This window comes from Streptomyces sp. JW3 (assembly GCF_052216785.1).
GTDB lineage: Bacteria > Actinomycetota > Actinomycetes > Streptomycetales > Streptomycetaceae > Streptomyces.
In genome coordinates this window covers 1-24,886 of sequence record NZ_JBQOUX010000122.1, presented here as the reverse complement: position 1 = coordinate 24,886, position 24,886 = coordinate 1, and the positions used below count along the sequence as shown (strand labels likewise).

The 24,886-nt window shown below is 71.0% G+C and carries 26 protein-coding genes and 1 pseudogene; 17 read left to right on the top strand and 10 right to left on the bottom strand.

Annotated features, from left to right (window positions below; genetic code table 11):
- Positions 1-849: pseudogene (locus tag ACTT8P_RS32925) on the top strand (glucose-6-phosphate isomerase); the annotation flags it as partial.
- Positions 850-1,070: 221 nt separating this feature from the next.
- On the opposite strand, the gene pgl reads toward ACTT8P_RS32925, so the two are convergent.
- From pgl to tkt, 5 genes are read right to left on the bottom strand one after another with little or no spacing between them, the layout of a single operon-like run.
- Positions 1,071-1,859, bottom strand: a complete 789-nt coding sequence (gene pgl, locus ACTT8P_RS32920) for a 6-phosphogluconolactonase (RefSeq protein ID WP_442835452.1) — start codon at positions 1,857-1,859, stop codon at positions 1,071-1,073.
- Positions 1,856-2,911 carry a glucose-6-phosphate dehydrogenase assembly protein OpcA gene (gene opcA, locus ACTT8P_RS32915; RefSeq protein WP_442835451.1) on the bottom strand — a complete coding sequence of 352 codons (1,056 nt, stop codon included), beginning with the start codon at positions 2,909-2,911 and terminating at the stop codon, positions 1,856-1,858. Before opcA ends, pgl begins: the two co-directional genes overlap by 4 nt.
- Positions 2,908-4,440, bottom strand: coding sequence for a glucose-6-phosphate dehydrogenase (zwf, locus tag ACTT8P_RS32910; protein WP_442835453.1), 1,533 nt, complete (start codon positions 4,438-4,440; stop codon positions 2,908-2,910). The genes opcA and zwf overlap by 4 nt, the downstream gene beginning before the upstream one ends.
- Complete coding sequence (gene tal / locus ACTT8P_RS32905) at positions 4,437-5,555, bottom strand: transaldolase (RefSeq protein WP_442835450.1); 1,119 nt, start codon at positions 5,553-5,555, stop codon at positions 4,437-4,439. Before tal ends, zwf begins: the two co-directional genes overlap by 4 nt.
- A gap of 36 nt (positions 5,556-5,591) precedes the next feature.
- Positions 5,592-7,679 (bottom strand): transketolase, encoded by a 2,088-nt coding sequence (gene tkt, locus ACTT8P_RS32900; protein WP_442835449.1) that lies wholly within the window; start codon positions 7,677-7,679, stop codon positions 5,592-5,594.
- A gap of 373 nt (positions 7,680-8,052) precedes the next feature.
- Here tkt and ACTT8P_RS32895 point away from each other — a divergent pair, with 373 nt between their 5' ends.
- From ACTT8P_RS32895 to ACTT8P_RS32885, 3 genes are all read left to right on the top strand, one after another.
- Positions 8,053-9,021 (top strand): heme o synthase, encoded by a 969-nt coding sequence (locus ACTT8P_RS32895; RefSeq protein WP_442835448.1) that lies wholly within the window; start codon positions 8,053-8,055, stop codon positions 9,019-9,021.
- A gap of 116 nt (positions 9,022-9,137) precedes the next feature.
- A complete protein-coding gene (locus ACTT8P_RS32890; RefSeq protein ID WP_442835447.1) occupies positions 9,138-9,473 on the top strand; it encodes a hypothetical protein in 336 nt (111 codons plus the stop codon).
- Between the two features lie 56 nt (positions 9,474-9,529).
- Positions 9,530-10,636 carry an amidohydrolase family protein gene (locus tag ACTT8P_RS32885; RefSeq protein WP_442835446.1) on the top strand — a complete coding sequence of 369 codons (1,107 nt, stop codon included), beginning with the start codon at positions 9,530-9,532 and terminating at the stop codon, positions 10,634-10,636.
- Between the two features lie 10 nt (positions 10,637-10,646).
- Here ACTT8P_RS32885 and ACTT8P_RS32880 read toward each other — a convergent pair whose 3' ends face one another.
- From ACTT8P_RS32880 to ACTT8P_RS32860, 5 genes are read right to left on the bottom strand one after another with little or no spacing between them, the layout of a single operon-like run.
- Positions 10,647-11,057 carry a RidA family protein gene (locus ACTT8P_RS32880; protein WP_442835445.1) on the bottom strand — a complete coding sequence of 137 codons (411 nt, stop codon included), beginning with the start codon at positions 11,055-11,057 and terminating at the stop codon, positions 10,647-10,649.
- Positions 11,054-12,082: a COX15/CtaA family protein gene (locus ACTT8P_RS32875; protein WP_442835444.1), complete on the bottom strand. Its 1,029-nt coding sequence runs from the start codon at positions 12,080-12,082 to the stop codon at positions 11,054-11,056. Before ACTT8P_RS32875 ends, ACTT8P_RS32880 begins: the two co-directional genes overlap by 4 nt.
- Positions 12,083-12,130: 48 nt before the next feature.
- Positions 12,131-12,910, bottom strand: coding sequence for an ABC transporter permease (locus ACTT8P_RS32870; protein WP_442835443.1), 780 nt, complete (start codon positions 12,908-12,910; stop codon positions 12,131-12,133).
- Positions 12,907-13,830 carry an ABC transporter ATP-binding protein gene (locus ACTT8P_RS32865; protein ID WP_442835442.1) on the bottom strand — a complete coding sequence of 308 codons (924 nt, stop codon included), beginning with the start codon at positions 13,828-13,830 and terminating at the stop codon, positions 12,907-12,909. The genes ACTT8P_RS32870 and ACTT8P_RS32865 overlap by 4 nt, the downstream gene beginning before the upstream one ends.
- 3 nt (positions 13,831-13,833) lie before the next feature.
- Positions 13,834-14,700, bottom strand: coding sequence for an aminoglycoside N(3)-acetyltransferase (locus ACTT8P_RS32860; RefSeq protein WP_442835441.1), 867 nt, complete (start codon positions 14,698-14,700; stop codon positions 13,834-13,836).
- Positions 14,701-14,860: 160 nt separating this feature from the next.
- On the opposite strand from ACTT8P_RS32860, the gene ACTT8P_RS32855 reads away from it, so the two are divergent.
- From ACTT8P_RS32855 to ACTT8P_RS32795, 13 genes are all read left to right on the top strand, one after another.
- Complete coding sequence (locus ACTT8P_RS32855; RefSeq protein ID WP_442835440.1) at positions 14,861-15,595, top strand: helix-turn-helix transcriptional regulator; 735 nt, start codon at positions 14,861-14,863, stop codon at positions 15,593-15,595.
- Positions 15,592-17,013 (top strand): Fe-S cluster assembly protein SufB, encoded by a 1,422-nt coding sequence (gene sufB / locus ACTT8P_RS32850; protein WP_442835439.1) that lies wholly within the window; start codon positions 15,592-15,594, stop codon positions 17,011-17,013. Before ACTT8P_RS32855 ends, sufB begins: the two co-directional genes overlap by 4 nt.
- Before the next feature lie 58 nt (positions 17,014-17,071).
- Positions 17,072-18,298, top strand: a complete 1,227-nt coding sequence (gene sufD, locus ACTT8P_RS32845) for a Fe-S cluster assembly protein SufD (RefSeq protein WP_442835438.1) — start codon at positions 17,072-17,074, stop codon at positions 18,296-18,298.
- A complete protein-coding gene (locus ACTT8P_RS32840) occupies positions 18,295-18,612 on the top strand; it encodes a non-heme iron oxygenase ferredoxin subunit (RefSeq protein WP_442835437.1) in 318 nt (105 codons plus the stop codon). Before sufD ends, ACTT8P_RS32840 begins: the two co-directional genes overlap by 4 nt.
- Positions 18,613-18,619: 7 nt before the next feature.
- Positions 18,620-19,384, top strand: a complete 765-nt coding sequence (gene sufC, locus ACTT8P_RS32835) for a Fe-S cluster assembly ATPase SufC (protein WP_361161023.1) — start codon at positions 18,620-18,622, stop codon at positions 19,382-19,384.
- A complete protein-coding gene (locus ACTT8P_RS32830) occupies positions 19,381-20,637 on the top strand; it encodes a cysteine desulfurase (protein WP_442835436.1) in 1,257 nt (418 codons plus the stop codon). The genes sufC and ACTT8P_RS32830 overlap by 4 nt, the downstream gene beginning before the upstream one ends.
- Positions 20,638-20,648: 11 nt before the next feature.
- Entirely contained in the window at positions 20,649-21,116 is a 468-nt protein-coding gene (gene sufU, locus ACTT8P_RS32825; protein ID WP_442835435.1) for a Fe-S cluster assembly sulfur transfer protein SufU, read from the top strand.
- Positions 21,113-21,445, top strand: coding sequence for a metal-sulfur cluster assembly factor (locus ACTT8P_RS32820; protein WP_442835434.1), 333 nt, complete (start codon positions 21,113-21,115; stop codon positions 21,443-21,445). Before sufU ends, ACTT8P_RS32820 begins: the two co-directional genes overlap by 4 nt.
- 117 nt (positions 21,446-21,562) lie before the next feature.
- Positions 21,563-22,555, top strand: a complete 993-nt coding sequence (locus ACTT8P_RS32815; protein ID WP_442835433.1) for a sulfotransferase family protein — start codon at positions 21,563-21,565, stop codon at positions 22,553-22,555.
- Positions 22,556-22,604: 49 nt separating this feature from the next.
- Entirely contained in the window at positions 22,605-22,925 is a 321-nt protein-coding gene (locus ACTT8P_RS32810; protein WP_442835432.1) for a DMT family transporter, read from the top strand.
- The gene (locus ACTT8P_RS32805) at positions 22,925-23,476 is read left to right on the top strand and encodes a TetR/AcrR family transcriptional regulator (RefSeq protein ID WP_442835431.1); all 552 of its coding nucleotides are present in this window, start codon (positions 22,925-22,927) and stop codon (positions 23,474-23,476) included. Before ACTT8P_RS32810 ends, ACTT8P_RS32805 begins: the two co-directional genes overlap by 1 nt.
- Positions 23,477-23,531: 55 nt before the next feature.
- Complete coding sequence (gene dapD / locus ACTT8P_RS32800) at positions 23,532-24,521, top strand: 2,3,4,5-tetrahydropyridine-2,6-dicarboxylate N-succinyltransferase (protein WP_442835430.1); 990 nt, start codon at positions 23,532-23,534, stop codon at positions 24,519-24,521.
- Positions 24,522-24,629: 108 nt separating this feature from the next.
- Positions 24,630-24,842 (top strand): hypothetical protein, encoded by a 213-nt coding sequence (locus tag ACTT8P_RS32795; RefSeq protein WP_442835429.1) that lies wholly within the window; start codon positions 24,630-24,632, stop codon positions 24,840-24,842.
- The last annotated feature ends 44 nt before the right edge of the window (positions 24,843-24,886 follow it).

The window sequence follows — 24,886 nt, the reverse complement described above, 5'->3', positions numbered from 1 at the left end:
TGGGTCGGCGGCCGCTACTCCTTCGACTCGGCGATCGGCCTGTCCCTGATGATCGCCATCGGCCCGGACCGGTTCCGCGAGATGCTCGACGGCTTCCGTGTCGTCGACGAGCACTTCCGCACCGCGCCCGCCGAGTCCAACGTGCCGCTGCTGCTGGGCCTGCTGGGCATCTGGTACGGCAACTTCATGGACGCCCAGTCGCACGCGGTGCTGCCCTACAGCCACTACCTGTCCAGGTTCACCGCGTATCTCCAGCAGCTGGACATGGAGTCCAACGGCAAGTCCGTCACGCGGGACGGGCGCGAGGTCGACTGGGGGACCGGGCCGGTGGTGTGGGGTACGCCCGGCACCAACGGGCAGCACGCCTACTACCAGCTGATCCACCAGGGCACCAAGCTGATCCCGGCGGACTTCATCGGCTTCGCCCGCCCGGTCGCCGAGCTCGACGACCGGCTGAAGGCCCAGCACGACCTGCTGATGGCCAACTTCTTCGCCCAGACCCAGGCCCTCGCCTTCGGCAAGACCCCGGACGAGGTCCGGGCGGAGGGGGTGCCCGAGGAACTGGTCCCGCACAAGACGTTCCAGGGCAACCACCCGACGACCACCATCCTCGCCACCGAGCTGACGCCCTCGGTCCTCGGCCAGCTCGTCGCCCTCTACGAGCACAAGGTGTTCGTGCAGGGCGCGGTGTGGCACATCGACTCCTTCGACCAGTGGGGCGTCGAGCTCGGCAAGGTCCTCGCCAAGCGGGTGGAGCCGGCGCTCACCGAGGGCGCCGACGTACCCGGTCTCGACGCCTCCACCAAGGCACTGGTCGGCGCCTACCGGGAGCTGCGCGGCAGGCAGTGAGCGGCGGGCCGTGAGCGGACGTGGGAAACGACGGACCCCCGCGCGCCCGGAGGCGACGGGGGTCCGTGGAGCATCGGCCTGGCGGCCGGTTACGCCGAGGCCGGCGGATACAGCGAGCGCGGCGGGCAGTGAGCGGCGGGCCGTGAGCGGACGTGGGAAACGACGGACCCCCGCGCGCCCGGAGGCGACGGGGGTCCGTGGAGCATCGGCCCGGCGGCCGGTTACGCCGAGGCCGGCGGATACAGCGAGCGCGGCAGCTGGGAAGCGGCCGCCGAGTCCAGCAGCCACAGGGTGCGGGCCCGGCCCTTCGCGCCCGCCGCCGGGGCCTGGATCTCCCCGGCGCCGGACAGGGCGATCGCCGCGGCCTGCGCCTTGTCCTCGCCGGCCGCCAGCAGCCACACCTCGCGGGCGGCCCGGATCGCCGGCAGGGTGAGCGTCACCCGGGTCGGCGGCGGCTTGGGCGCGCCGTGCACGCCGACCACCGTGCGCTCGGTCTCGCGCACCGCCGGCAGCTCCGGGAAGAGCGAGGCGACGTGCGTGTCCGGGCCGACGCCGAGGAGCAGGACGTCGAAGGTGGGCACGGGGGCGTGGTTCTCCGGGCCGGCCGCCTGGGCCAGTTCCTCGGCGTAGGCCGCCGAGGCGGCGTCCACATCGGGGCCGTACTGGCCGTCGGAGGCCGGCATCGCGTGCACCCGCTTCGGGTCCAGCGGCACCGAGTCCAGCAGCGCCTCGCGGGCCTGCGTGACATTGCGCTCCGGGTCGCCCTCGGGCAGGAACCGCTCGTCGCCCCACCACAGGTCGAGACGGCCCCAGTCGATGGCGTCCCGGGCGGGCGAGGAGGCCAGCGCGGCCAGCAGCCCGTTGCCGTTGCGGCCACCGGTCAGCACCACCGAGGCGTAGCCCCGGGATGCCTGGGCGTCCACGATCCGGGTGATCAGCCGGGCCGCGGCGGCCTGCGCCATCAGCTCCTTGTCGCGGTGCACGACCAGCTGGGGAGTGTGCGTGCTCACTTCGCCGCTCCCTTCTTCACCGGTGTCTTCTCCTGCGCCGCGGCTTGCGCAGGTGCCTTGGCGGCGTCCGCGACGGGAGTGGGGACCGCGCGGGCCTTCCCTCCTTTGGCATCCGGGCCGGCGGGCGCCTCGCGCAGCCGCTCCACCCCGTACCGCAGCGCCGACGCGTAGGTGTCGTCCGGGTCGAGCCGGCGCAGTTCCTCCGCGATCAGCTCGGCGGTGTCCCGGCGCTTGAGCGCCACCGCCCGGTTGGGCTGGCCCTCGATGGAGAGGTGGGCCAGCGTGCCGTCCGCCCGGTCCAGGGCGATCGGCCCGCAGTCCGTGTCCATCCGGACCGCGGTGAGACCGGGTCCGGCGGAGTGGCTCCGCTTCACCGGTACGTCGAGGCGGTCGGCGAGCCACATCGCGAGCAGCTCGCAGCTCGGGTTGAACTCCTCGCCCTCCACCTCGACGCCCCGCACCTCGCAGTCGACCTGGTCCAGGGCCGCCGCCAGCATCGAGCGCCACGGCGTGATCCGGGTCCAGGACAGGTCGGTGTCGCCGGGGGCGTAGGCGCCGGCCCGGGCTGCCAGCTCCCGTACCGGTTCCTCGGAGGCGTAGGTGTCGGTGACCCGGCGCTGGGCCAGCGCGCCGAGCGGGTCCTTGGCCGGGTCCAGCGGGGCGTTCACCGGCCACCACGCCACGACCGGAGCGTCCGGCAGCAGCAGCGGCAGCACCACCGACTGGGCGTGGTCGACGACATCGCCGTACAGCCGCAGCACGACCGTCTCGCCGGTGCCCGCGTCGGCGCCGAGGCGGACCTCGGCGTCCAGGCGGGACCGGGTGCGGTCCCGGGGGGAGCGCGAGACGCGCTTGATGACCAGGAGCGTGCGCGAGGGGTGCTCGTGCGCGGCGTCGCTCGCGGCCTTCAGGGCGTCGTAGGCGTTCTCCTCGTCGGTGACGATGACGAGGGTGAGCACCATGCCGACGGCCGGGGTGCCGATGGCGCGGCGGCCCTTGACCAGCGCCTTGTTGATCTTGCTGGCCGTGGTGTCCGTGAGGTCGATCTTCATGGCCGGCGCCAGCTCCGTCCGTCTCGCTCCAGCATCTCGTCCGCCTCGACCGGACCCCAGGTGCCCGACGGATACTGCGCCGGGGTGCCGTGGGCGTCCCAGTACTCCTCGATCGGGTCGAGGATCTTCCAGGACAGCTCGACCTCCTCCGTGCGCGGGAAGAGGTTGGCGTCGCCGAGGAGGACGTCCAGGATCAGCCGTTCGTACGCCTCGGGGCTGGACTCGGTGAAGGACTCGCCGTAGGCGAAGTCCATCGACACGTCCCGGATCTCCATCGACGTGCCCGGCACCTTGGAGCCGAAGCGGACGGTGACGCCCTCGTCGGGCTGGACCCGGATGACGATCGCGTTCGACCCGAGTTCCTCGGTGGCGGTGGAGTCGAAGGGGGAGTGCGGGGCGCGCTGGAAGACCACCGCGATCTCGGTCACCCGGCGGCCGAGCCGCTTGCCGGTGCGCAGGTAGAAGGGGACGCCCGCCCAACGGCGATTGTCGATCCCGACCTTGATCGCGGCGTAGGTGTCGGTCTTCGACTTGGGGTCGATGCCGTCCTCTTCGAGGTAGCCGACCGCCGCCGCGCCGCCCTGCCAGCCCGCCGCGTACTGGGCGAAGACGGTGTCCCGGCCCAGGTCCTTGGGCAGCCGGACCGCGCCGAGCACCTTGGTCTTCTCCGCGGCCAGCGCGTCGGCGTCGAAGGAGGCGGGCTCCTCCATCGCGGTCAGCGCGAGCAGTTGGAGCAGGTGGTTCTGGATGACGTCGCGGGCGGCGCCGATGCCGTCGTAGTAGCCGGCCCGGCCGCCGATGCCGATGTCCTCGGCCATGGTGATCTGGACGTGGTCGACGTAGGACCGGTTCCAGATCGGCTCGAACATGGTGTTGGCGAAGCGCAGCGCCAGGATGTTCTGGACGGTCTCCTTGCCCAGGTAGTGGTCGATGCGGAAGACCTGGTCCGGGGCGAAGACCTCGTGGACGATGGAGTTGAGCTCCTCGGCCGACTTCAGGTCGTGCCCGAACGGCTTCTCAATGACCGCGCGCCGCCAGGAGCCGCCGTTCTGGTCGGCCAGCTGGTGCTTCTTCAGCTGCTGGATGACCACCGGGAACGACTTGGGCGGCACGGACAGGTAGAAGGCGAAGTTGCCGCCGGTGCCCTGGGCCCGGTCCAGCTCCTCGATGGTGCCGCGCAGCCTTTCGAACGCGTCGTCGTCGTCGAAGGTGCCCTGGACGAAGCGCATCCCCTGGATGAGCTGCTGCCAGACCTCCTCACGGAACGGCGTACGGGAGTGTTCCTTGACGGCGTCGTGCACGACCTGGGCGAAGTCCTCGTGCTCCCAGTCGCGGCGGGCGAAGCCGACGAGCGAGAAGCCCGGCGGCAGCAGACCCCGGTTGGCGAGGTCGTAGACGGCGGGCATGAGCTTCTTGCGGGACAGATCGCCGGTGACGCCGAAGATGACCAGACCCGACGGCCCCGCGATGCGCGGGAGCCGTCGGTCTGCGGGGTCACGCAGCGGGTTGCTGCTCGACAAGGATCTCAGCCCTCCGACGGGGCGAGGCGCTGGAGCTCGGCCTCGGTCGACTTGAGCAGGTCGTTCCAGGACTCCTCGAACTTCTGTACGCCCTCGTCCTCCAGGAGCTGGACGACCTCGTCGTACGAGATGCCGAGCGCCTCGATGGCGTCGAGGTCGGCGCGGGCCTGCTCGTAGGTGCCGGAGACGGCGTCGCCCTTGATCTCGCCGTGGTCCTCGGTGGCGAACAGGGTCGCCTCCGGCATGGTGTTCACCGTGTTGGGCGCGACCAGGTCGGTGACGTACATGGTGTCGCTGTACGCCTTGTCCTTCACGCCGGTCGACGCCCACAGCGGACGCTGCTTGTTGGCGCCGGCCTGCTCCAGGGCCGCCCAGCGCTCGCCGGAGAAGATCTCCTCGTACGCCTGGTAGGCGAGCCGGGCGTTGGCGACGGCGGCCTTGCCGCGCAGCGCCTTGGCGTCGTCGGTGCCCAGCGCGTCGATCCGCTTGTCGATCTCGGTGTCCACCCGGGACACGAAGAAGGACGCCACCGAGTGGATGTCGGAGAGGTCGAGGCCCTTTTCGCGAGCCTTCTCCAGGCCGGTCAGGAACGCGTCCATGACCTTGCGGTAGCGCTCCAGGGAGAAGATCAGCGTCACGTTGACGCTGATGCCCAGGCCGATGACCTCGGCGATGGCCGGGATGCCGGCCTCGGTCGCCGGGATCTTGATCAGCGTGTTGGGGCGGTCCACCAGCCAGGCGAGCTGCTTGGCCTCGGCGACCGTCGCCTTGGTGTGGTGCGCGAGGCGCGGGTCGACCTCGATGGAGACCCGGCCGTCCTTGCCGCCGGTCGCCTCGTAGGTGGAGCGCAGGATGTCGGCGGCGTCCCGGACGTCCGCCGTCGTGATCATGCGGATGGCCTCTTCGACGGTCACCCGGCGGGCGGCGAGGTCGGACAGCTGCTGGTCGTAGCCGTCGCCCTGCGAGATCGCCTTCTGGAAGATCGACGGGTTGGTGGTGACGCCCACGACGTGCTGCTGGTCGATCAGCTCGGCGAGGTTGCCGGACGTGATCCGCTTGCGCGACAGGTCGTCCAGCCAGATCGCGACGCCTTCATCGGAGAGGCGCTTGAGTGCGTCTGTCATGGAAATTGCATCTCCTACGTGTCGTTTGTACGAGCGTCAGCGCTGCGCCGCGGTGAGGGATTCCCTCGCCTTTTCGACGACGTTCTCCGCAGTGAAACCGAACTCCTGGAAGAGCACCTTGCCGTCGGCGGAAGCACCGAAGTGCTCCAGGGAAACGATGCGGCCGGCGTCCCCGACGTACTTGTGCCAGGTGAGGCCGATGCCGGCCTCGACCGCGACCCGGGCCTTGACGGCCGGCGGCAGGACGCTGTCCCGGTACCCCTGGTCCTGCTGCTCGAACCACTCCACGCACGGCATGGAGACCACCCGGGTCGGCACGCCGTCGGCTTCGAGCCGCTCGCGCGCCTCGACGGCCACGTGCACCTCGGAGCCGGTGGCGACGAGGATGGCCTCCGGCGTCCCCGAGGACGCCTCGAACAGCACGTAGCCGCCCTTGGCCGCGTCCTCGTTCGCCTCGTACGTCGGCACGCCCTGGCGGGTCAGCGCCAGACCGTGCGGCTGGCCCTTGCCGAACTCCTTGGTCCAGCGGCGGAAGATCTCCCGCCAGGCGATGGCGGTCTCGTTGGCGTCGGCCGGGCGGACGATGTTCAGGCCCGGGATGGCGCGCAGTGAGGCGAGGTGCTCGACCGGCTGGTGGGTCGGGCCGTCCTCGCCCAGGCCGATGGAGTCGTGCGTCCACACGTACGTCACCGGCAGGTGCATGAGGGCGGACAGCCGCACCGCGTTGCGCATGTAGTCGGAGAACACCAGGAAGGTGCCGCCGTAGATGCGCGTGTTGCCGTGCAGCGCGATGCCGTTCATCTCCGCGCCCATGGAGTGCTCGCGGATGCCGAAGTGGATGGTGCGGCCGTACGGGTCGGCCTCCGGCAGCGGGTTGCCCGCGGGCAGGAACGACGACGTCTTGTCGATCGTCGTGTTGTTCGAGCCGGCCAGGTCGGCGGAGCCGCCCCACAGCTCGGGGACGACCGCGCCGAGCGCCTGGAGCACCTTGCCGGAGGCGGCCCGGGTGGCGACGCCCTTGCCGGTCTCGAAGACCGGGATCTTCTCCTCCCAGCCCCCCGGCAGCTCACCCTTGGCCACGCGGTCGTACTCGGCGGCGCGCTCGGGGTTGTTGTCCCGCCACTGCTGGTAGGACTTCTCCCAGACGGCGCGGGCCGCCTGCCCCTTCTCCAGGGCCCCCCGGGTGTGGCCGATGACCTCGTCGGAGACCTCGAAGGACTGCTCCGGGTCGAAGCCGAGGACCCGCTTGGTGGCCGCGACCTCGTCGTCGCCGAGCGCCGAGCCGTGCGCGGCCTCGGTGTTCTGCGCGTGCGGCGCGGGCCAGGCGATGATCGACCGCATGGCGATGAAGGACGGCCGGTCGGTGACCTGCTTCGCCGCCTCGATCGCGTGGTAGATCGCCTCGGGGTCCAGGTCGCCGTCCGGCTTCGGGGCGACCCGCTGGACGTGCCAGCCGTACGCCTCGTAGCGCTTGCAGGTGTCCTCGGAGACGGCCGTCTCGGTGTCGCCCTCGATCGAGATGTGGTTGTCGTCCCACAGCAGGACCAGGTTGCCGAGCTTCTGGTGGCCCGCCATCGAGGACGCCTCGGCGGAGATGCCCTCCTGGAGGCAGCCGTCACCGGCGACGCAGTAGATGAAGTGGTCGAACGGCGACTCGCCGGCCGGTGCCTCCGGGTCGAACAGGCCGCGCTCGTAGCGGGCGGCCATCGCCATGCCCACCGCGTTGGCGACACCCTGGCCGAGCGGCCCGGTGGTGGTCTCCACGCCGGTGGTGTGGCCGTACTCCGGGTGACCCGGGGTCTTCGACCCCCAGGTACGGAACGACTTCAGGTCGTCCAGCTCCAGGCCGAAGCCGGCCAGGTACAGCTGGGTGTAGAGGGTCAGGGACGAGTGGCCGGCGGACAGCACGAAGCGGTCGCGCCCGACCCAGTTCGCGTCGGCCGGGTCGTGCCGCATCACCTTCTGGAAGAGGGTGTAGGCGGCCGGGGCCAGGCTCATCGCCGTACCCGGATGGCCGTTACCGACCTTCTGTACGGCGTCGGCGGCCAGGACACGGGCCGTGTCCACGGCCCGCTGGTCCAGCTCGGTCCACTCGAGGTCTGTGGTGGTCGGCTTGGTGCTCACCCTGGGTCAGGGCTCCTCTCCACATGTCGGATGCCGGTAAGCGCGTCGCGCGCCCACCGGCTGCCGGCGTTCTTTCGGCATCGGCCGGCCGCTGTCGAGCCTACCCCCGTAAGTACGTGCGCTTTTCCCCGCTATTCCAGACTGCCGGGAGTCTGTGTGATCCGCCTGTCGACCGGGTGAAACGCCATTCGGCACATGAATACGCAGGCGCTCATCTGACTGCTCAATCGGCTCCGGCCACGCACGTCGGAGCGCACTCGCCAACACGACCCCACCCCCGCGAAGGCCCGGGTACGGGCGCGGTCTAAAGTGGCGTGGTACGCGCGAGCCTTTACCCGCACTTCACACGGGGATGCACGGGAAGCTCGCTGGGATGTCTCTGTCAGGGGTGTGCGTGACGGCCGTTGAATCCCGTCCTGCGGGGGTAATCGGGACGAGCCAGAGCCCGAGTCACCGGCCGTTCGGGGCCCGTGTCAAGGCGTTCGTGGCGCTGACCAAGCCGCGGATCATCGAGCTTCTGCTGATCACCACCGTTCCGGTGATGTTCCTCGCCGAACAGGGCGTGCCCGATCTGAAGCTGGTGCTGCTGACCTGTATCGGCGGCTATCTGTCCGCGGGCGGCGCCAACGCGCTGAACATGTACATCGACCGCGACATCGACGCGCTGATGGACCGCACCGCCCAGCGTCCGCTGGTCACCGGAATGGTCTCGCCGCGCGAATGCCTCGTCTTCGGCATCAGCCTCGCGGTGGTCTCGACGCTGCTGTTCGGCCTCACCGTCAACTGGTTCTCGGCCTGGCTCTCGCTCGGCGCACTCCTCTTCTACGTGGTCGTCTACACGATGATCCTCAAGCGCCGCACCTCGCAGAACATCGTCTGGGGCGGTATCGCCGGCTGTCTGCCGGTGCTGATCGGGTGGTCCGCGGTGACCGACTCGATCTCCTGGGCGCCGGTCATCCTCTTCCTGGTCATGTTCTTCTGGACGCCGCCGCACTACTGGCCGCTGTCCATGAAGGTGAAGGACGACTACGCGCGCGTCGGCGTGCCGATGCTGCCGGTCATCGCCTCCAACAAGGTGGTCGCCAAGCAGATCGTCATCTACAGCTGGGTGATGGTGGTCGTCTCCCTGCTGCTGACCCCGCTGGGCTACACCGGGTGGTTCTACACGGCCGTCGCGCTGCTGGCGGGCGGGATGTGGTTGTGGGAGGCGCACGGGTTGCAGAACCGGGCCAAGGCGGAGGTGACCGGGGGCAAGCTCAAGGAGATGCGGCTGTTCCACTGGTCGATCACCTATGTGTCGGTGCTGTTCCTTGCTGTGGCGGTTGATCCGTTCTTGCGGTGAGTGGTTCGGCTGCGGGTGGGTGGTGGTTTTCGCGCCCCGCGGCGGAGCCGCATATCGATACAGTCCCGCGCCCCTGAAGGGGCGCGTCTGACTTACCGGTCGGTAGCATGTGGCCCATGGCAGATACTCAGCAGGTTGACGCGAAGGCCGAGCGGGTCGTGGCTCGGCTGGCCGGGCGGATAGCGGGCTTCTCCACGGCGCACGGCGGGGCCGAGGGACAGGTCGCCTACCTCGGGCAGCGGGGCGCCCGGATCGTGCTCGTCGGTGAGGACGGTGAGTGGGGCGACGTGGTCGCGCCCTCCTACGAGATCGCCGCGCAGGCGGTCGAGAAGGCCGGGATCACCGTCCACGAGTCGTTCGACGGCGAGTTCGCGGGCAAGGTGCGGACCGGACCGTACGAATGGTCGAGGATGGCCGGGATCCAGCTCGGCGGTTCCCGCAGCAACACCTGAGCCCGGTTCACCCGTTAGGACTCGTGAGCGGCACGGTGCCTACGCGGGGAGCCCGGATGATCGAAACGCCGTCCCTGGTGGACCAGTACTGCCACGGCGTCCTCAGAACAGAGCTGGGCCTCGGCACCTTCGAGGCCCAGCTCGGCCGTACCGAGGGGCCGCCCGCGCCGGGCACCACCCTGTTCGACACCCAGACCGGGTTCGCGGTACGCCGCTGGTGTCCGCCCCTGCTCGGCCTGGAACCGCACTGTCCGCCGGCCCGCTACCTCGCCCGGCGCCGCGAACTGGGCGTGCTGGCAGCGGACCGCAGGCTGCTGCGCGGCAGCGGCATCACCACCTACCTGGTCGACACCGGACTGCCCGGCGACCTCACCGGCCCGGCCGAGCTTGCCTCGGCCGCGGCGGCCGAGGCCCATGAGATCGTCCGGCTCGAACCGCTGGCCGAACAGGTGGCCGACACCTCCGGCACCGTGGAGTCCTTCCTCGCCAACCTCGCCGAGTCGGTGCACGGCGCCGCCGCCCACGCCGTCGCCTTCACCTCGGTGGCGGGCACCCGGCACGGTCTCGCGCTGGCGCCCGAGCCGCCGGAACCGGGCGCGGTGCGCGGTGCCGCCGGACGCTGGCTGGCCGCCCGGCCGGTCGGCGGCGAGCTGAACGACCCGGTGCTGCTGCGCCACCTGCTGTGGATCGCGGTCGCCTCCGGACTGCCGCTCCAGTTGCACGCGGGCCTCGGCGAGCCCGGCCCGCACCCCGACCGCGCCGACCCGGTGCTGCTCACCGACTTCGTCCGGGCCACCGCCGGTCTCGGCACCGACCTCGTGCTGCTGCACGGCTACCCGTACCACCGGCACGCCGCCCACCTGGCCGGTGTCTTCTCCCATGTGTACGCCGACGCGGGCGCCGCCCTGGTGCGCACCGGCGCCCGGGCCGCCACGGTGCTCGCCGAGATCCTGGAGCTGGCCCCCTTCGGCAAGATCCTCTTCTCCAGCGGCGGCCGCGGCCTGCCCGAACTGCACGTCGTGGGCGCCCGGCTGTTCCGCGAGGCGCTCGGCCGGGTGCTCGGCAGCTGGGTGACCGAGGGCGCGTGGTGCGCCGGGGACGCGCAGCGGGTGGCGGGGATGATCGCGTCGGGGAACGCGGTGCGGGTGTACGGGCTGGGCTGAGCCGGGCGCCTCAGCCGGGCAGCGCCACCGTGAAGTCCACCTCGACGAGCTGGCCCGGGAAGCCGAGCCGGGACACGCCCAGCAGGGTGCTGGCCGAGGTGAAGGCGGCGCCGATGGGGGACGTGGTCAGGCGCTCCCAGGCGAGGGTCAGGTCGGCCCGGTCGTCGCTGCGTACGTAGATCACCGAGCGGACGACGTCCTCGGGCCGGGCCGCCACCGCCGCCAGCGCGATCTGGGTGTTGGCCACCACCTGATCGACCTGGGCCCCGAGATCCGCGCCGCCGACCAGCGCGCCCGCGCTGTCCAGCGGGCACTGGCCGGCCAGGTACGCCGTCCGTCCGGCTGCCACCACGGTGATGTGGTGGTACCCGGGCGTCGCGTGCAGCTCCCCGGGGTTGAGCCGGGTCAGCCTGCCGGTCACCGGAGCCCGGCGACCGGCAGACCGGCGGGGCCGGAGTCCGTGGCCGGCGGCGCGGCGGCCGGGGCCGGCTCCTGGGCTCGTTCGCGCAGTGCCAGCAGCACCCGCAGGACGCCGATCCACACCAGGCACGAGCCGACCATGTGCAGGCCGACCAGGATCTCCGGCAGGTCGGTGAAGTACTGGACGTAGCCGATGGCGCCCTGCCCGAGCAGGATCAGGAACAGGTCACGGGTGCGGGCCAGCGGCCCCTTGGGCGCGTCGACCGCCTTGAGGACGAACCACAGGGCGAAGGTCAGGGTCACCACGATCCAGGCCAGTACGGCGTGCGCCTTGCTGACCGTTTCCCAGTCGAGCGGCATCCGCGGGACCTCGCTGGAGTCGCCCGCGTGCGGGCCGGCGCCGGTGACCACCGTGCCGACCGCGATCAGCAGCGCCGAGACGGCGACCAGCACCCACACCAGTTGCTGGATGGCCTTGCCGACCAGCGGCCGGGGGGCCGCGTCGCCCTCCCGGGTGCGCTGCCACATCAGGGTGGCGACCGCGATCAGGGCCGTCGACAGCAGGAAGTGCGCGGCGACCGTGTAGGGGTTGAGGCCGACCAGCACGACGATGCCGCCGAGGATCGCGTTGCCCATCACGACCCAGAACTGGGCCCAGCCCAGCCGGGTCAGCGCGCGCCGGTACGGCTTCTCGGAGCGGGCGGCGATGATCGCCCAGCCGACCGCCGCGCACAGCACGTAGGTCAGCATCCGGTTGCCGAACTCGATGACGCCGTGGAAGCCCATCTCGCTGGTCGTGGTGAGCGACTCGGCGGTGCACTTGGGCCAGGTCGGGCAGCCCAGGCCGGAGCCGGTCAGCCGGACGGCGCCGCCGGTGCCGACGATGATCACCGACATCACGAGGGCGGACAGCGCCGACCGCTGGACGGTCCGGGGCTGCGGGGTCCAGCGCGCGGCGATGAAGGCGAGCGGGTTGCGCACGGCGGCTGCGAGGTCGTCGCGGGTCACGTTTGGCACGCGTTCCATCGTAGGGGGGTGCTTGTGCACTCTTTCACGAGGGGTGCCGCCGCCGGGCTACTCCCAGCGGAAGAACTTCCCCGCCGCCGCCAGTCCCGCGACCGCCCAGACGGCGAGGACGCCCAGGTCGGCCCAGGGCATTCCGGCGCCGTGCTGGAGCACGTCGCGCAGTCCGTCGGAGAGTGCCGAGATGGGCAGCAGGCCCAGCACGTCCTGCGCCGCGCCGGGGAACTTGTCCAGCGGCACGATCACGCCGCCGCCCACCAGCAGCAGCAGGAAGACCAGGTTGGCGGCGGCCAGCGTCGCCTCCGCCTTCAGCGTGCCCGCCATCAGCAGGCCGAGGCCGGAGAAGGCCGCCGTGCCGAGGACCAGCAGGAGCAGTACGGCGAACGGGTCGCCGTGCGGCGACCAGCCGAGGGCGAGGGCGATCACCGTGAGCAGGACGACCTGGAGCACCTCGGTGACCAGCACGGACAGTGTCTTGGCGGTCATCAGGCCCCAGCGCGGCAGCGGCGCGGACGCCAGCCGCTTCAGCACCCCGTACCGGCGTTCGAAGCCGGTGGCGATGGCCTGGCCGGTGAAAGCCGTGGACATCACGGCGAGCGCCAGGATGCCGGGGGCGAGGAAGTCGACGGTCTTGCCCGCGCCGGTGTCGATGATGTCCACCGAGCTGAACAGCACCAGCAGCAGCGTCGGGATGATCACCGTCAGCAGCAGCTGCTCGCCGTTGCGCAGCAGCATCTTCGTCTCCAGGACGGCCTGGGCGGCGATCATGCGGCCGAGCGGGGCGGCGCCCGGCTTCGGTGCGTACGTTCCGGTACCGGTCGTCGCGGTCATGAGCGCAGCTCCTTGCCGGTCAGCTCCAGGAAGACGTCCTCCAGGGTGTGCCGTTCCACCGAGATCCGGTCCGGCATCACCCCGTGCTGGGCGCACCACGACGTCACCGTCGCCAGCAGTTGCGGGTCGATCTTGCCGGCCACCCGGTACGAGCCCGGCGTCAGCTCGGCCGCCGAGGAGTCCGCCGGGAGCGCCTTGAGCAGGCTCGCCACGTCCAGTCCCGGGCGGCCGGTGAAGCGCAGGGTGTTCTCGGCGCCGCCGCGGCACAGCTCCTCGGGCGAGCCCTGGGCGATCACCCGGCCCGCGTCGATGATCGCGACGTCGTCGGCGAGCTGTTCGGCCTCGTCCATGTGGTGGGTGGTCAGGATGACCGAGACGCCGTCGGTGCGCAGATCCCGGACCAGGTCCCAGGTGGCCCGGCGGGCCTGCGGGTCCAGGCCGGCCGTCGGCTCGTCCAGGAAGACCAGCTCGGGGCGGCCGACCACGGCCATCGCCAGCGCGAGCCGCTGCTGCTGGCCGCCGGAGAGCCGGCGGTACGTGGTCCGGCCGCAGGAGCCGAGGCCGAGGCGCTCGATCAGGGCCGGCACGTCCAGCGGGTGCGCGTGCAGCTTCGCGACGTGGCGCAGCATCTCGTCGGCGCGGGCGCCGGAGTAGACACCGCCGGACTGGAGCATCACCCCGACCCGGGGCCGCAGCTCACCCGACTGGCGCAGCGGGTCGAGGCCCAGGACGCGGACCGTGCCGGAGTCCGGCTTGCGGTACCCCTCGCAGGTCTCGACCGTGGTCGTCTTGCCGGCCCCGTTGGGACCGAGGACGGCGGTCACGCCCGCCCGGGCCACCAGGTCGAGGCCGTCCACCGCGGTCTTCGTGCCGTACCGCTTCACCAGGGCCTGGACCTGGACCACGGGCTCGCTTCGCATGGGTCACGAGTCTAGGTACGGCGGCGGCGGCCCCGGCGCCGGGGTGCGCGGTCTCCCGCGCACGGGCCCCGCGGCGGGCTCCTCCTCCCGGGGCCGGTGCAGCGGCAGCCACCGCTCCGCGTAGGCCACCGCGTCCGCCACCGGGAACAGCCGGGCCTCGGCCGCGCCCACGGTGCCGCGCACCACCGGCCGGTCCCGTTCGAAGTCGTGCCCCAGTTCGTCGAACCGGTCCGAGGTGATCGACACCTCGGTCACCCGCTCCCAGCCGTACGGACCGGGCCGGCCCACCTCGACCAGCGGCGCGGGAATGCGGTACTCGGCCAGGTGGAAGGCGGTGCAGGAGTCGTAGCCGGCGCCCAGCAGCAGGACCCGGGCGCCGAGCCGCTCCAGCGCGACCAGCGGGCTGCGGGTGCCGAGCCGGCAGTCGGTGGCGTGGTCCGCGACGACCTCGGCGGCGCGCCGGCCGACGGCCGCGAACGAGGTCTGCGGGTGCGCGCTGCGCAGGGCGCCCGGCCAGGTGCGCACCGTCTCCGGGACCACCCCGACACCGCGGGTGGGGGTGGTGCGGGGGTCGTACGGGGGCATGGCGCTGCGGATCGCGGGCCACCACTCCTCGGGCACCGGCGGGTTCTCCCACAGCGCCGGGTCGGAGAGGTCGGCGGTCTGGGCCGGCACGACCAGGGTGCCGTCCGGGCCCAGCGCGTCCAGCAGGCCCTGGACCACCGCCACGGCGCCGCCGCACACCCAGCCGAGGGAGCGCAGGGACGAGTGGACCAGCAGCGTCTCGCCGGACCGCACGCCCAGCGCGCGCAGCCCGCCGGCCAGGGTGCCGCGGGTGACGAGTGGGCCGGTGGGAGGGGGTGTGGGCATGCTGGCGAGTGTCCCCGAGCCGGGCCCGGTGCGCTACCGTTTTGATCGATCAAAGATCGTTTCCGCAGGTCAGGTTAGGTGAGCCTAAGTGACGCACGGCACCGTCGGGCCGCGCGGACGCGGCTTGCCGGGGCTCGGGGAATTACGCAACAATGGCGTTGTGAAATACGTCGGCGAGGCACCTCAGCAGGAGGAGCTCGCGACCGGGGAGCGTTCGACACGCAACCGGGTCGCGCGGTCCATCCTGGACCACGGGCCGTCGACCGTCGCCGAGCTGGCCGGCCGCCTCGGCCTCACGCAGGCCGCCGTCCGCCGCCACCTCGACGCGCTGACCGGGGACAACGTGGTGGAGCCGCGGGACCGCCGGGTCTACGGCGCGCGCACCCGCGGACGGCCCGCGAAGGCGTTCGCGCTGACCGACTGCGGCCGGGACGCCTTCGACCAGTCCTACGACAAGCTCGCCCTGGACGCGCTGCGCTGGATCGCCGAGCGCGAGGGCGGGGAGCAGGCGGTCGCCGCCTTCGCCCGCGCCCGGATCGCCGCCCAGGGCGGTACGTACCGCAAGGCCGTCGAGGCGGCGCCCGCCGAACGCCGGGCGGAAGCGCTGGCCAAGGCCCTGAGCGCGGACGGGTACGCTGCCACCGCGCGCAGCGCGCCCCACCCCCAGCAGGGGGAGCAGCTCTGCCAGCACCACTGCCCGGTGGCGCACGCCGCCGAGAAGTTTCCGCAGCTGTGCGAGGCCGAGACGGAATTTTTCGCCGAGCTGCTCGGTACGCACGTACAGCGGCTGGCGACCATCGCGCACGGCGACGGCGTCTGCACGACGTTCATTCCGAAGACTTCCAAGACCACCGACAACGCATCTGCAAGCACGGCCGGGAGGAACCCCGCATGACGCTCCCCACGGAGACTGCCCACCCTGAGCTCGAGGGTCTGGGCAAGTACGAATACGGCTGGGCCGACTCCGACACGGCCGGCGCCTCCGCCAAGCGCGGCATCAACGAGGACGTCGTCCGCGACATCTCCGCGAAGAAGTCCGAGCCGGAGTGGATGACCAAGCTCCGCCTCAAGGGCCTGAAGCTGTTCGAGAAGAAGCCCATGCCGAACTGGGGCTCGGACCTCTCCGGCATCGACTTCGACAACATCAAGTACTTCGTGCGCTCCACGGAGAAGCAGGCGGAGTCCTGGGAGGACCTGCCCGAGGACATCAAGAACACGTACGACAAGCTCGGCATCCCGGAGGCGGAGAAGCAGCGCCTCGTCGCGGGTGTCGCGGCCCAGTACGAGTCCGAGGTCGTCTACCACCAGATCCGCGAGGACCTGGAGGAGCAGGGCGTCATCTTCCTGGACACCGACACCGCGCTGAAGGAGCACCCGGAGCTCTTCAAGGAGTACTTCGGCACCGTCATCCCGGTCGGCGACAACAAGTTCGCGTCGCTGAACAGCGCCGTGTGGTCCGGCGGCTCCTTCATCTACGTGCCGAAGAACGTGCACGTGGAGATTCCGCTCCAGGCCTACTTCCGGATCAACACCGAGAACATGGGCCAGTTCGAGCGGACCCTGATCATCGTCGACGAGGGTGCCTACGTGCACTACGTCGAGGGCTGCACGGCGCCGATCTACAAGTCGGACTCGCTGCACAGCGCCGTGGTCGAGATCATCGTCAAGAAGAACGCCCGCTGCCGCTACACGACCATCCAGAACTGGTCGAACAACGTCTACAACCTGGTCACCAAGCGCGCCGTGGCGTACGAGGGCGCGACCATGGAGTGGATCGACGGCAACATCGGCTCCAAGGTGACGATGAAGTACCCGGCCGTCTACCTGATGGGCGAGCACGCCAAGGGCGAGACGCTGTCCATCGCCTTCGCGGGCGAGGGCCAGCACCAGGACGCCGGCGCCAAGATGGTCCACATGGCCCCGAACACGTCCTCGAACATCGTCTCCAAGTCGGTGGCGCGCGGCGGCGGCCGTACCTCCTACCGCGGCCTGATCGAGATCGGCGAGGGCGCCCCGGGCGCCAAGTCCAACGTGCTGTGCGACGCTCTGCTGGTCGACACGATCTCCCGCTCGGACACCTACCCCTATGTGGACGTCCGCGAGGACGACGTGTCCATGGGCCACGAGGCGACCGTCTCGAAGGTCTCCGAGGACCAGCTCTTCTACCTGATGAGCCGCGGTCTGACCGAGTTCGAGGCGATGGCGATGATCGTGCGCGGCTTCGTCGAGCCGATCGCCAAGGAACTGCCGATGGAGTACGCCCTCGAACTCAACCGGCTGATCGAGCTCCAGATGGAAGGCGCGGTCGGCTGACCCCGGCCCCACGCCCCTGAAGCCCCTTACGTAACGGAAAGCGAGCACTACGACAGCCATGGCTGAGGCTCAGAACTCCCCCACTCTCGGCTCCGCTCGAGCGGGGGGACCCCCATCGGTGGGAAGCACCACCGCCGGTGCGATCGCGGTGGCCGCCGAGGCCGACTCGACCGTCGCCACCCGCATGAGCGCGCCCCCGTCCTTCGACGTGGCCGACTTCCCGGTCCCGCACGGCCGGGAGGAGGAGTGGCGGTTCACCCCGCTGGAGCGGCTGCGCGGCCTGCACGACGGCACCGCCACCGGCACCGGCGAGGGCCTGAAGGCCGACATCGAGGCCCCCGAGGGCGTCGTCGTCGAGACCGTCGGCCGCGACGACGCGCGGCTCGGCAAGGCCGGCGTGCCGGTGGACCGGGTCGCCGCCCAGGCGTACTCGGCGTTCGAGCAGGCCACGGTCATCACCGTCCCCAAGGAGACGGTGCTCACCGAGCCGATCCGGATCGCCGTGCACGGCCAGGGCGGGATCGCCTACGCCCACCAGGTGATCGAGCTGGGCGCGTTCGCCGAGGCCGTGGTCGTCATCGACCACACCGGCGACGCGGTGCTCGCCGCCAACGTCGACTACGTCCTCGGTGACGGCGCCAAGCTCACCGTCGTCTCCGTCCAGGACTGGGACGACAAGGCCGTCCACGTGGCCCAGCACAACACGCTGATCGGCCGCGACGCCTCCTTCAAGTCGGTCGTCGTCACCTTCGGCGGCGACGTCGTCCGCCTCCACCCGCGCGTCAAGTACGCCGGTCCCGGCGGCGAGGCCGAGCTGTTCGGCCTCTACTTCACCGACCGGGGCCAGCACCAGGAGCACCGCCTCCTGGTCGACCACAACGTGCCGCACTGCAAGTCCAACGTCGTCTACAAGGGCGCGCTCCAGGGCGACGACGCGCACGCGGTGTGGATCGGCGACGTGCTCATCGAGGCCAGGGCCGAGGGCACCGACACCTACGAGATGAACCGCAACCTCGTCCTCACCGACGGCGCCCGGGTCGACTCGGTCCCCAACCTGGAGATCGAGACCGGCGAGATCGTCGGCGCCGGCCACGCCAGCGCCACCGGCCGCTTCGACGACGAGCAGCTCTTCTACCTGATGGCCCGCGGCATCCCCGAGCTGGACGCCCGCCGCCTGGTGGTGCGCGGCTTCTTCGCCGAGCTGGTCCAGCAGATCGGTGTCCCGGACATCGAGGAGCGCCTGATCGGCAAGATCGAGCAGGAGCTGGAGGCGTCGGTCGCATGACCTTCGTACGCGTCTGTGGAGTCGGCGAGCTGGCGGAGGACACCCCCAAGCGGGTGGAACTCGACGGCACGCCGCTCTCCGTCGTGCGCACCGAGGGCGACGTCTTCGCGATCAGCGACATCTGCTCGCACGCGAACGTCTCCCTCGCCGAGGGCGAGGTCGACGACTGCCACATCGAGTGCTGGCTGCACGGCTCGCGCTTCGACCTGCGCTCGGGCAAGCCCGACAGTCTTCCGGCGACGCGCCCCGTCCCCGTATATCCCGTAAAGATCGAAGGGGACGACGTGCTCGTCTCCCTCACCCAGGAGTCCTGAGGCACCCATGGCAACGCTTGAAATCCGAGACCTGCACGTCACCGTCGAGGCCGACAACGCCACGAAGGAGATCCTCAAGGGTGTCGACCTGACCGTGAAGCAGGGCGAGACGCACGCCATCATGGGCCCCAACGGCTCCGGCAAGTCGACCCTCGCCTACTCCCTCGCGGGTCACCCCAAGTACACGATCACCGGCGGCACCGTCACCCTCGACGGCGAGGACGTCATCGAGATGTCCGTCGACGAGCGGGCCCGCGCCGGCCTGTTCCTCGCCATGCAGTACCCGGTCGAGGTCCCCGGCGTCTCGGTCTCCAACTTCCTGCGCACCTCCGCCACCGCCGTCCGCGGGGAGGCCCCCAAGCTGCGCACCTGGGTGAAGGAGGTCAAGGAGGCCATGGAGCGCCTCAACATGGACCCCGCCTTCGCCGAGCGCAACGTCAACGAGGGCTTCTCCGGCGGTGAGAAGAAGCGCCACGAGATCCTCCAGCTCGAGCTGCTCAAGCCGAAGGTCGCGATCCTCGACGAGACCGACTCCGGCCTGGACGTCGACGCGCTGCGCGTCGTGTCCGAGGGCGTCAACCGGGTCCGCGAGACCGGCGAGGTCGGCACGCTGCTGATCACGCACTACACGCGCATCCTGCGCTACATCAAGCCCGACCAGGTCCACGTGTTCTCGAACGGCCGCATCGTCGAGTCCGGCGGCGCCGAGCTCGCCGACAAGCTGGAGGAAGAGGGCTACGAGGCATACACGAAGGGTGGCGCATCCGCGTGACTCAGCTGCCGGGCCTCCTCGACACCGACGCGATCCGCAAGGACTTCCCGATCCTGGACCGCCGGGTCCACGACGGACGCAAGCTTGTGTACCTGGACAACGCGGCGACCAGCCAGAAGCCGCGTCAGGTGCTCGACGCTCTCAGCGAGTACTACGAGAGCTACAACGCCAACGTCCACCGTGGCGTGCACGTCCTCGCCGAGGAGGCCACGGCGCTGTACGAGGGCGCGCGCGACAAGGTCGCGGAGTTCGTCAACGCGCCCTCGCGCGACGAGGTGATCTTCACCAAGAACGCCTCGGAGTCGCTCAACCTGGTCGCCAACATGCTGGGCTGGGCCGACGAGCCCTACCGGGTGGACTCCGACACCGAGATCGTCATCACGGAGATGGAGCACCACTCCAACATCGTGCCGTGGCAGCTGCTCGCGCAGCGCACCGGCGCCAAGCTCCGCTGGTTCGGCCTGACCGACGACGGCCGCCTGGACCTGTCGAACATCGAGGAGGTCATCACGGAGCAGACGAAGATCGTCTCCTTCGTGCTGGTCTCCAACATCCTCGGCACCCAGAACCCGGTCGAGGCGATCGTCCGCCGCGCCCAGGAGGTCGGCGCCCTCGTCTGCATCGACGCCTCCCAGGCCGCGCCGCACATGCCGCTGGACGTACAGGCCCTCCAGGCCGACTTCGTGGCCTTCACCGGCCACAAGATGTGCGGCCCGACCGGCATCGGCGTGCTGTGGGGCCGCCAGGAACTCCTGGAGGACCTGCCCCCGTTCCTCGGCGGCGGCGAGATGATCGAGACGGTGTCGATGCACTCCTCGACCTACGCGCCCGCCCCGCACAAGTTCGAGGCGGGCACGCCCCCCATCGCCCAGGCGATCGGTCTCGGCGCGGCCATCGACTACCTCAACTCGATCGGCATGGAGAAGATCCACGCCCATGAGCAGGCCCTGACCGAGTACGCGGTCAAGCGTCTGCTGGAGGTCCCCGACCTGCGCATCATCGGCCCCACCACGGCCGAGGACCGCGGCGCCGCGATCTCCTTCACGCTCGGCGACATCCACCCGCACGACGTGGGCCAGGTCCTCGACGAGCAGGGCATCGCGGTCCGGGTCGGCCACCACTGCGCCCGCCCCGTCTGCCTGCGCTACGGAATTCCTGCGACCACCCGAGCGTCGTTCTATCTGTACTCCTCGCCGACCGAGATCGACGCCCTGGTCGACGGCCTGGAGCACGTACGGAACTTCTTCGGATGAGGGGCTGAGGCGTGAAGCTGGACTCCATGTACCAGGAAGTCATCCTGGACCACTACAAGCACCCGCACGGGCGCGGTCTGCGCGATGGCGACGCCGAGGTACACCACGTGAACCCGACGTGCGGCGACGAGATCACCCTCCGCGTGAAGTACGACGGCACGACGATTCAGGACGTCTCCTACGAGGGCCAGGGCTGTTCCATCAGCCAGGCCTCGGCCTCGGTGCTGAACGACCTGCTGGTCGGCAAGGACGTCGCCCAGGCGCAGCAGATCCAGGAGACCTTCCTGGAGCTGATGCAGTCCAAGGGCAAGCTGGAGCCCGACGACGCGATGGAAGAGGTCCTGGAGGACGCCGTCGCGTTCGCCGGGGTGTCGAAGTACCCCGCCCGGGTGAAGTGCGCCCTCCTGAGCTGGATGGCGTGGAAGGACGCGACGGCCCAGGCACTGGACGGCGCCGACGCCGAAAGGAAGACGGCATGAGCGAGACCATCGAGATCAAGCCCGCCTCGGAGGAGGAGGTCCGGGAGGCGCTGTACGACGTCGTCGACCCCGAGCTGGGCATCGACGTCGTCAACCTGGGCCTGATCTACGGCATCCACATCGACGACGCGAACATCGCGACCCTCGACATGACCCTGACCTCGGCGGCCTGTCCGCTGACCGACGTCATCGAGGACCAGGCCAAGTCCGCCACCGACGGCCTGGTCAGCGAGCTGCGCATCAACTGGGTGTGGATGCCGCCGTGGGGCCCGGACAAGATCACGGACGACGGGCGCGAGCAGCTGCGGGCGCTCGGCTTCAACGTCTGACCTGTTCTTCGCGCACGGACGGCCCCGGTGTTCCCGCCGGGGCCGTCCGCCGTTCACATGCCGTTCTCGGCCTTTTCTCACGTGCCGCTCAGCCGCCGATGGCAGCGTGCGCGGGTGATGAGTACCGCCTCCGCCCGCCCGGTCTTCCTGCTCGGCTGCCCCCGCTCCGGCACCACCCTGCTCCAGCTGATGCTGCACGCCCACCCGAGGATCGCGCTGCCCCCGGAGAACCGCTTCGTGCTCCCGGCCTACGAGCGGCGGCTGCGCTTCGGTGACCTGGGCCGGCGTGCCAACCGGACCGCGCTGGCCGAGTGGATCACCGGTCGCGCCGAGACCCGCTTCCACGAGCTGGGCCTGGACGCCCGTACGGTGGCGGCTCGCATCACCGACGGCCCCCCGACCCTCGGCTCCGCCCTCGCGACGACCCTGCGGGCCTACGCCGAACAGCACGGCAAGAGCCGCTGGGGCGACAAGCGGCCCGCGTACGCCCTGCACGTCCCCGAGATCCTGCGGCTGTTCCCCGACGCGCAGTTCGTGCACCTGGTGCGCGACGGCCGGGACTGCGTCGCCTCGCTGCTCGGGATGCCCTGGTGGCACGCCGGGTTCCACGAGGCGGTCGCCACCTGGGCCCAGGTCATGGACACCACCCGCCGCCACGCCCGCCGGCTGGGCTCCGACAGCTGGCACGAACTGCGCTACGAGGATCTGCTGACCGACCCTGAGCCGGTACTGCGGTCCCTGTGCGGTTACCTCGGAGAGGCGTACGCCCCGACGATGACCGAGCCGCACCGGCTCGCGGAGGTCGCCGTGCCCGCCCGCAAGACCTGGCACCGGCACACCCACGGCGCGCTGGACGCCTCCCGCTCGGGCACCTGGCGGCAGCGGCTCACGCCGGACCAGATCCGGCTGTGCGAGGCCGCGTTCGGCGACCGGCTGACCCGGGCCGGCTACCAGCCGAGCGGCGCGGTCCGCCCCGACCCCGCCGAACTGCTCCGCTACCGCAGGACGGCGGCCCTGCGCCGCGCGGCCCACGCCCGGCGCAGGCTGCGCGACCGGCGGGCCCGGCTGCGGGAGGCGGGCCCGGTCGCCGCACTGCCGACCACCGGATGACGAACATTCATGTGTACGGCCGTACGCATGGCTGTGTACGCTCGTCCGCATGGGATACCTGCTGCTCGTCGGCGCCATCGCCGCGGAGGTCGCCGGCACCACCGCCATGAAGTACAGCGAGGGCTTCAGCAGACTGCTGCCCTCCCTGCTCACGGTGCTGGGCTACATCGTCTCCTTCTCCCTGCTCGCCCAGACCCTGAAGACCCTGTCGGTCGGCACCGCGTACGCCATCTGGTCCGGCCTGGGCACGGCCGCCATCGCCGCCATCGGCATCCTCTTCATGGGCGAGGGCATGACCGTCGCCAAGGCCGCGGGGATCGCCCTGATCATCGTCGGCGTGGTGGTGCTGAACCTCGGCGGAGCGCACTGATGCCCCGCCGCCACGACCCCGGCCGCCGGCAGCGGATCATCGACGCGGCGATCCGGGTGGTGGGCCGGGGCGGCATCGCCGGGCTCAGCCACCGCACGGTCGCCGCCGAGGCGGACGTACCGCTCGGTTCGACCACGTACCACTTCGCGACGCTGGACGAACTGCTGGTGGCGGCGTTGCGGCAGGCCAACGAGGGGTTCGCCGAGGTGATGGCGGCCCACCCGGCGCTGGCCGACCCGGCCGCCGACCTGGCCGGGGAACTCGCCCGGGTGCTGGGGGAGTGGCTGGCCGGCGACGGCACGGGTGATCGCACCGGGGTCGAGCTGGAGTACGAGCTGTATCTGGCCGCGCTGCGCCGGCCCGCCCTGCGCCCGGTCGCGGCGGAGTGGGCGGACGGGGTGGCGCGGGTGCTCGCCCGCCGCGTCGACCCGGTCACCGCGCGGGCGGTGGTCGCGCTGATGGACGGGATCTGCTTGCAGGTGCTGCTGACCGGGACGGCGTACGACGAGGGGTACGCGCGGGAGGTGCTGGGCCGGGTGCTCGGCAGGTGAGACGCGGGTGCGGGCCGGTTCGCCCTCGCCGCGCCCGGCCGGTTAGGTTTCCCCCATGACCGACACGACTGCTCCCCGCACCACCGGTGCCGTGGCCGCCGGCCTGGCCACCGTCGCCGCCGACGGCACCGTTCTCGACACCTGGTTCCCGGCGCCCGAACTCGCCGACCAGCCCGGCCCGTCCGGCACCGAGCGCCTCACCGCCGAACAGGCCGCCGAACTCCTCGGCGGCGGCGCCACCGCCGCCATCGGCCCGGACACCCGCCGGGGCGTCGAGGTGGTCGCGGTCCGCACGGTCATCGCCGCCCTGGACGAGAAGCCGATCGACGCGCACGACGTCTACCTGCGCCTGCACCTGCTCTCCCACCGCCTGGTCAAGCCGCACGGCCAGAACCTGGACGGCATCTTCGCCCACCTCGCGAACGTCGCCTGGACCTCGCTGGGCCCGGTCGCCGTGGACGACCTGGAGAAGGTCCGGCTCAACGCCCGAGCCGAGGGCCTGCACCTCCAGGTCACCTCGGTCGACAAGTTCCCCCGCATGACGGACTACGTCGCCCCGAAGGGCGTGCGCATCGCCGACGCCGACCGGGTCCGCCTGGGCGCGCACCTCTCCGAGGGCACCACGGTCATGCACGAGGGCTTCGTCAACTTCAACGCCGGCACGCTGGGCACGTCGATGGTCGAGGGCCGCATCTCGGCCGGCGTCGTCGTGGGCAACGGCTCGGACATCGGCGGCGGCGCCTCCACGATGGGCACGCTGTCCGGCGGCGGTAACGTGATCATCGCCATCGGCGAGCGCTGCCTGATCGGCGCGGAGGCGGGCGTCGGCATCGCACTGGGCGACGAGTGCGTGGTCGAGGCCGGCCTCTACGTCACCGCCGGCACCCGCGTGACCATGCCGGACGGCGAGGTCGTGAAGGCACGGGAGCTGTCCGGCGCGTCGAACATCCTCTTCCGCCGCAACTCCGTCACGGGCGCGGTGGAGGCCCGGCCGAACAACGCGGTGTGGGGCGGACTGAACGACGTACTGCACAGTCACAACTGAGCGGCGGCGGCCGCGCCCCCGGCCGTGACCTTCTCACCGGTTTGGCAGATGAACAGGCGGACGTTCCCGTCCGATGCAGTCGCCGAACCGATGAAACGAGGGCCTGGTATGAGGAACGAGCGGGCGAGGGCTGTGGCGCGTTGGGTGACCGGGGTGGGGGCCGTGGCCGTGGTCTGCTGGCTGCCGGCGGGGGTCGCGCACGCCGACGAGACGCACCACGGGCACCGGATCGGGTTGATCAACATCGGGCAGATCGACGACCCGATGGAGGACGTGCTGGAGCACACGCTGCTGTTCGGGGACGGATACAGCTGGAAGTGATGGATGGTGCCGGTGCCGGGGTCCGTCGAACGGGCCCCGGCAAC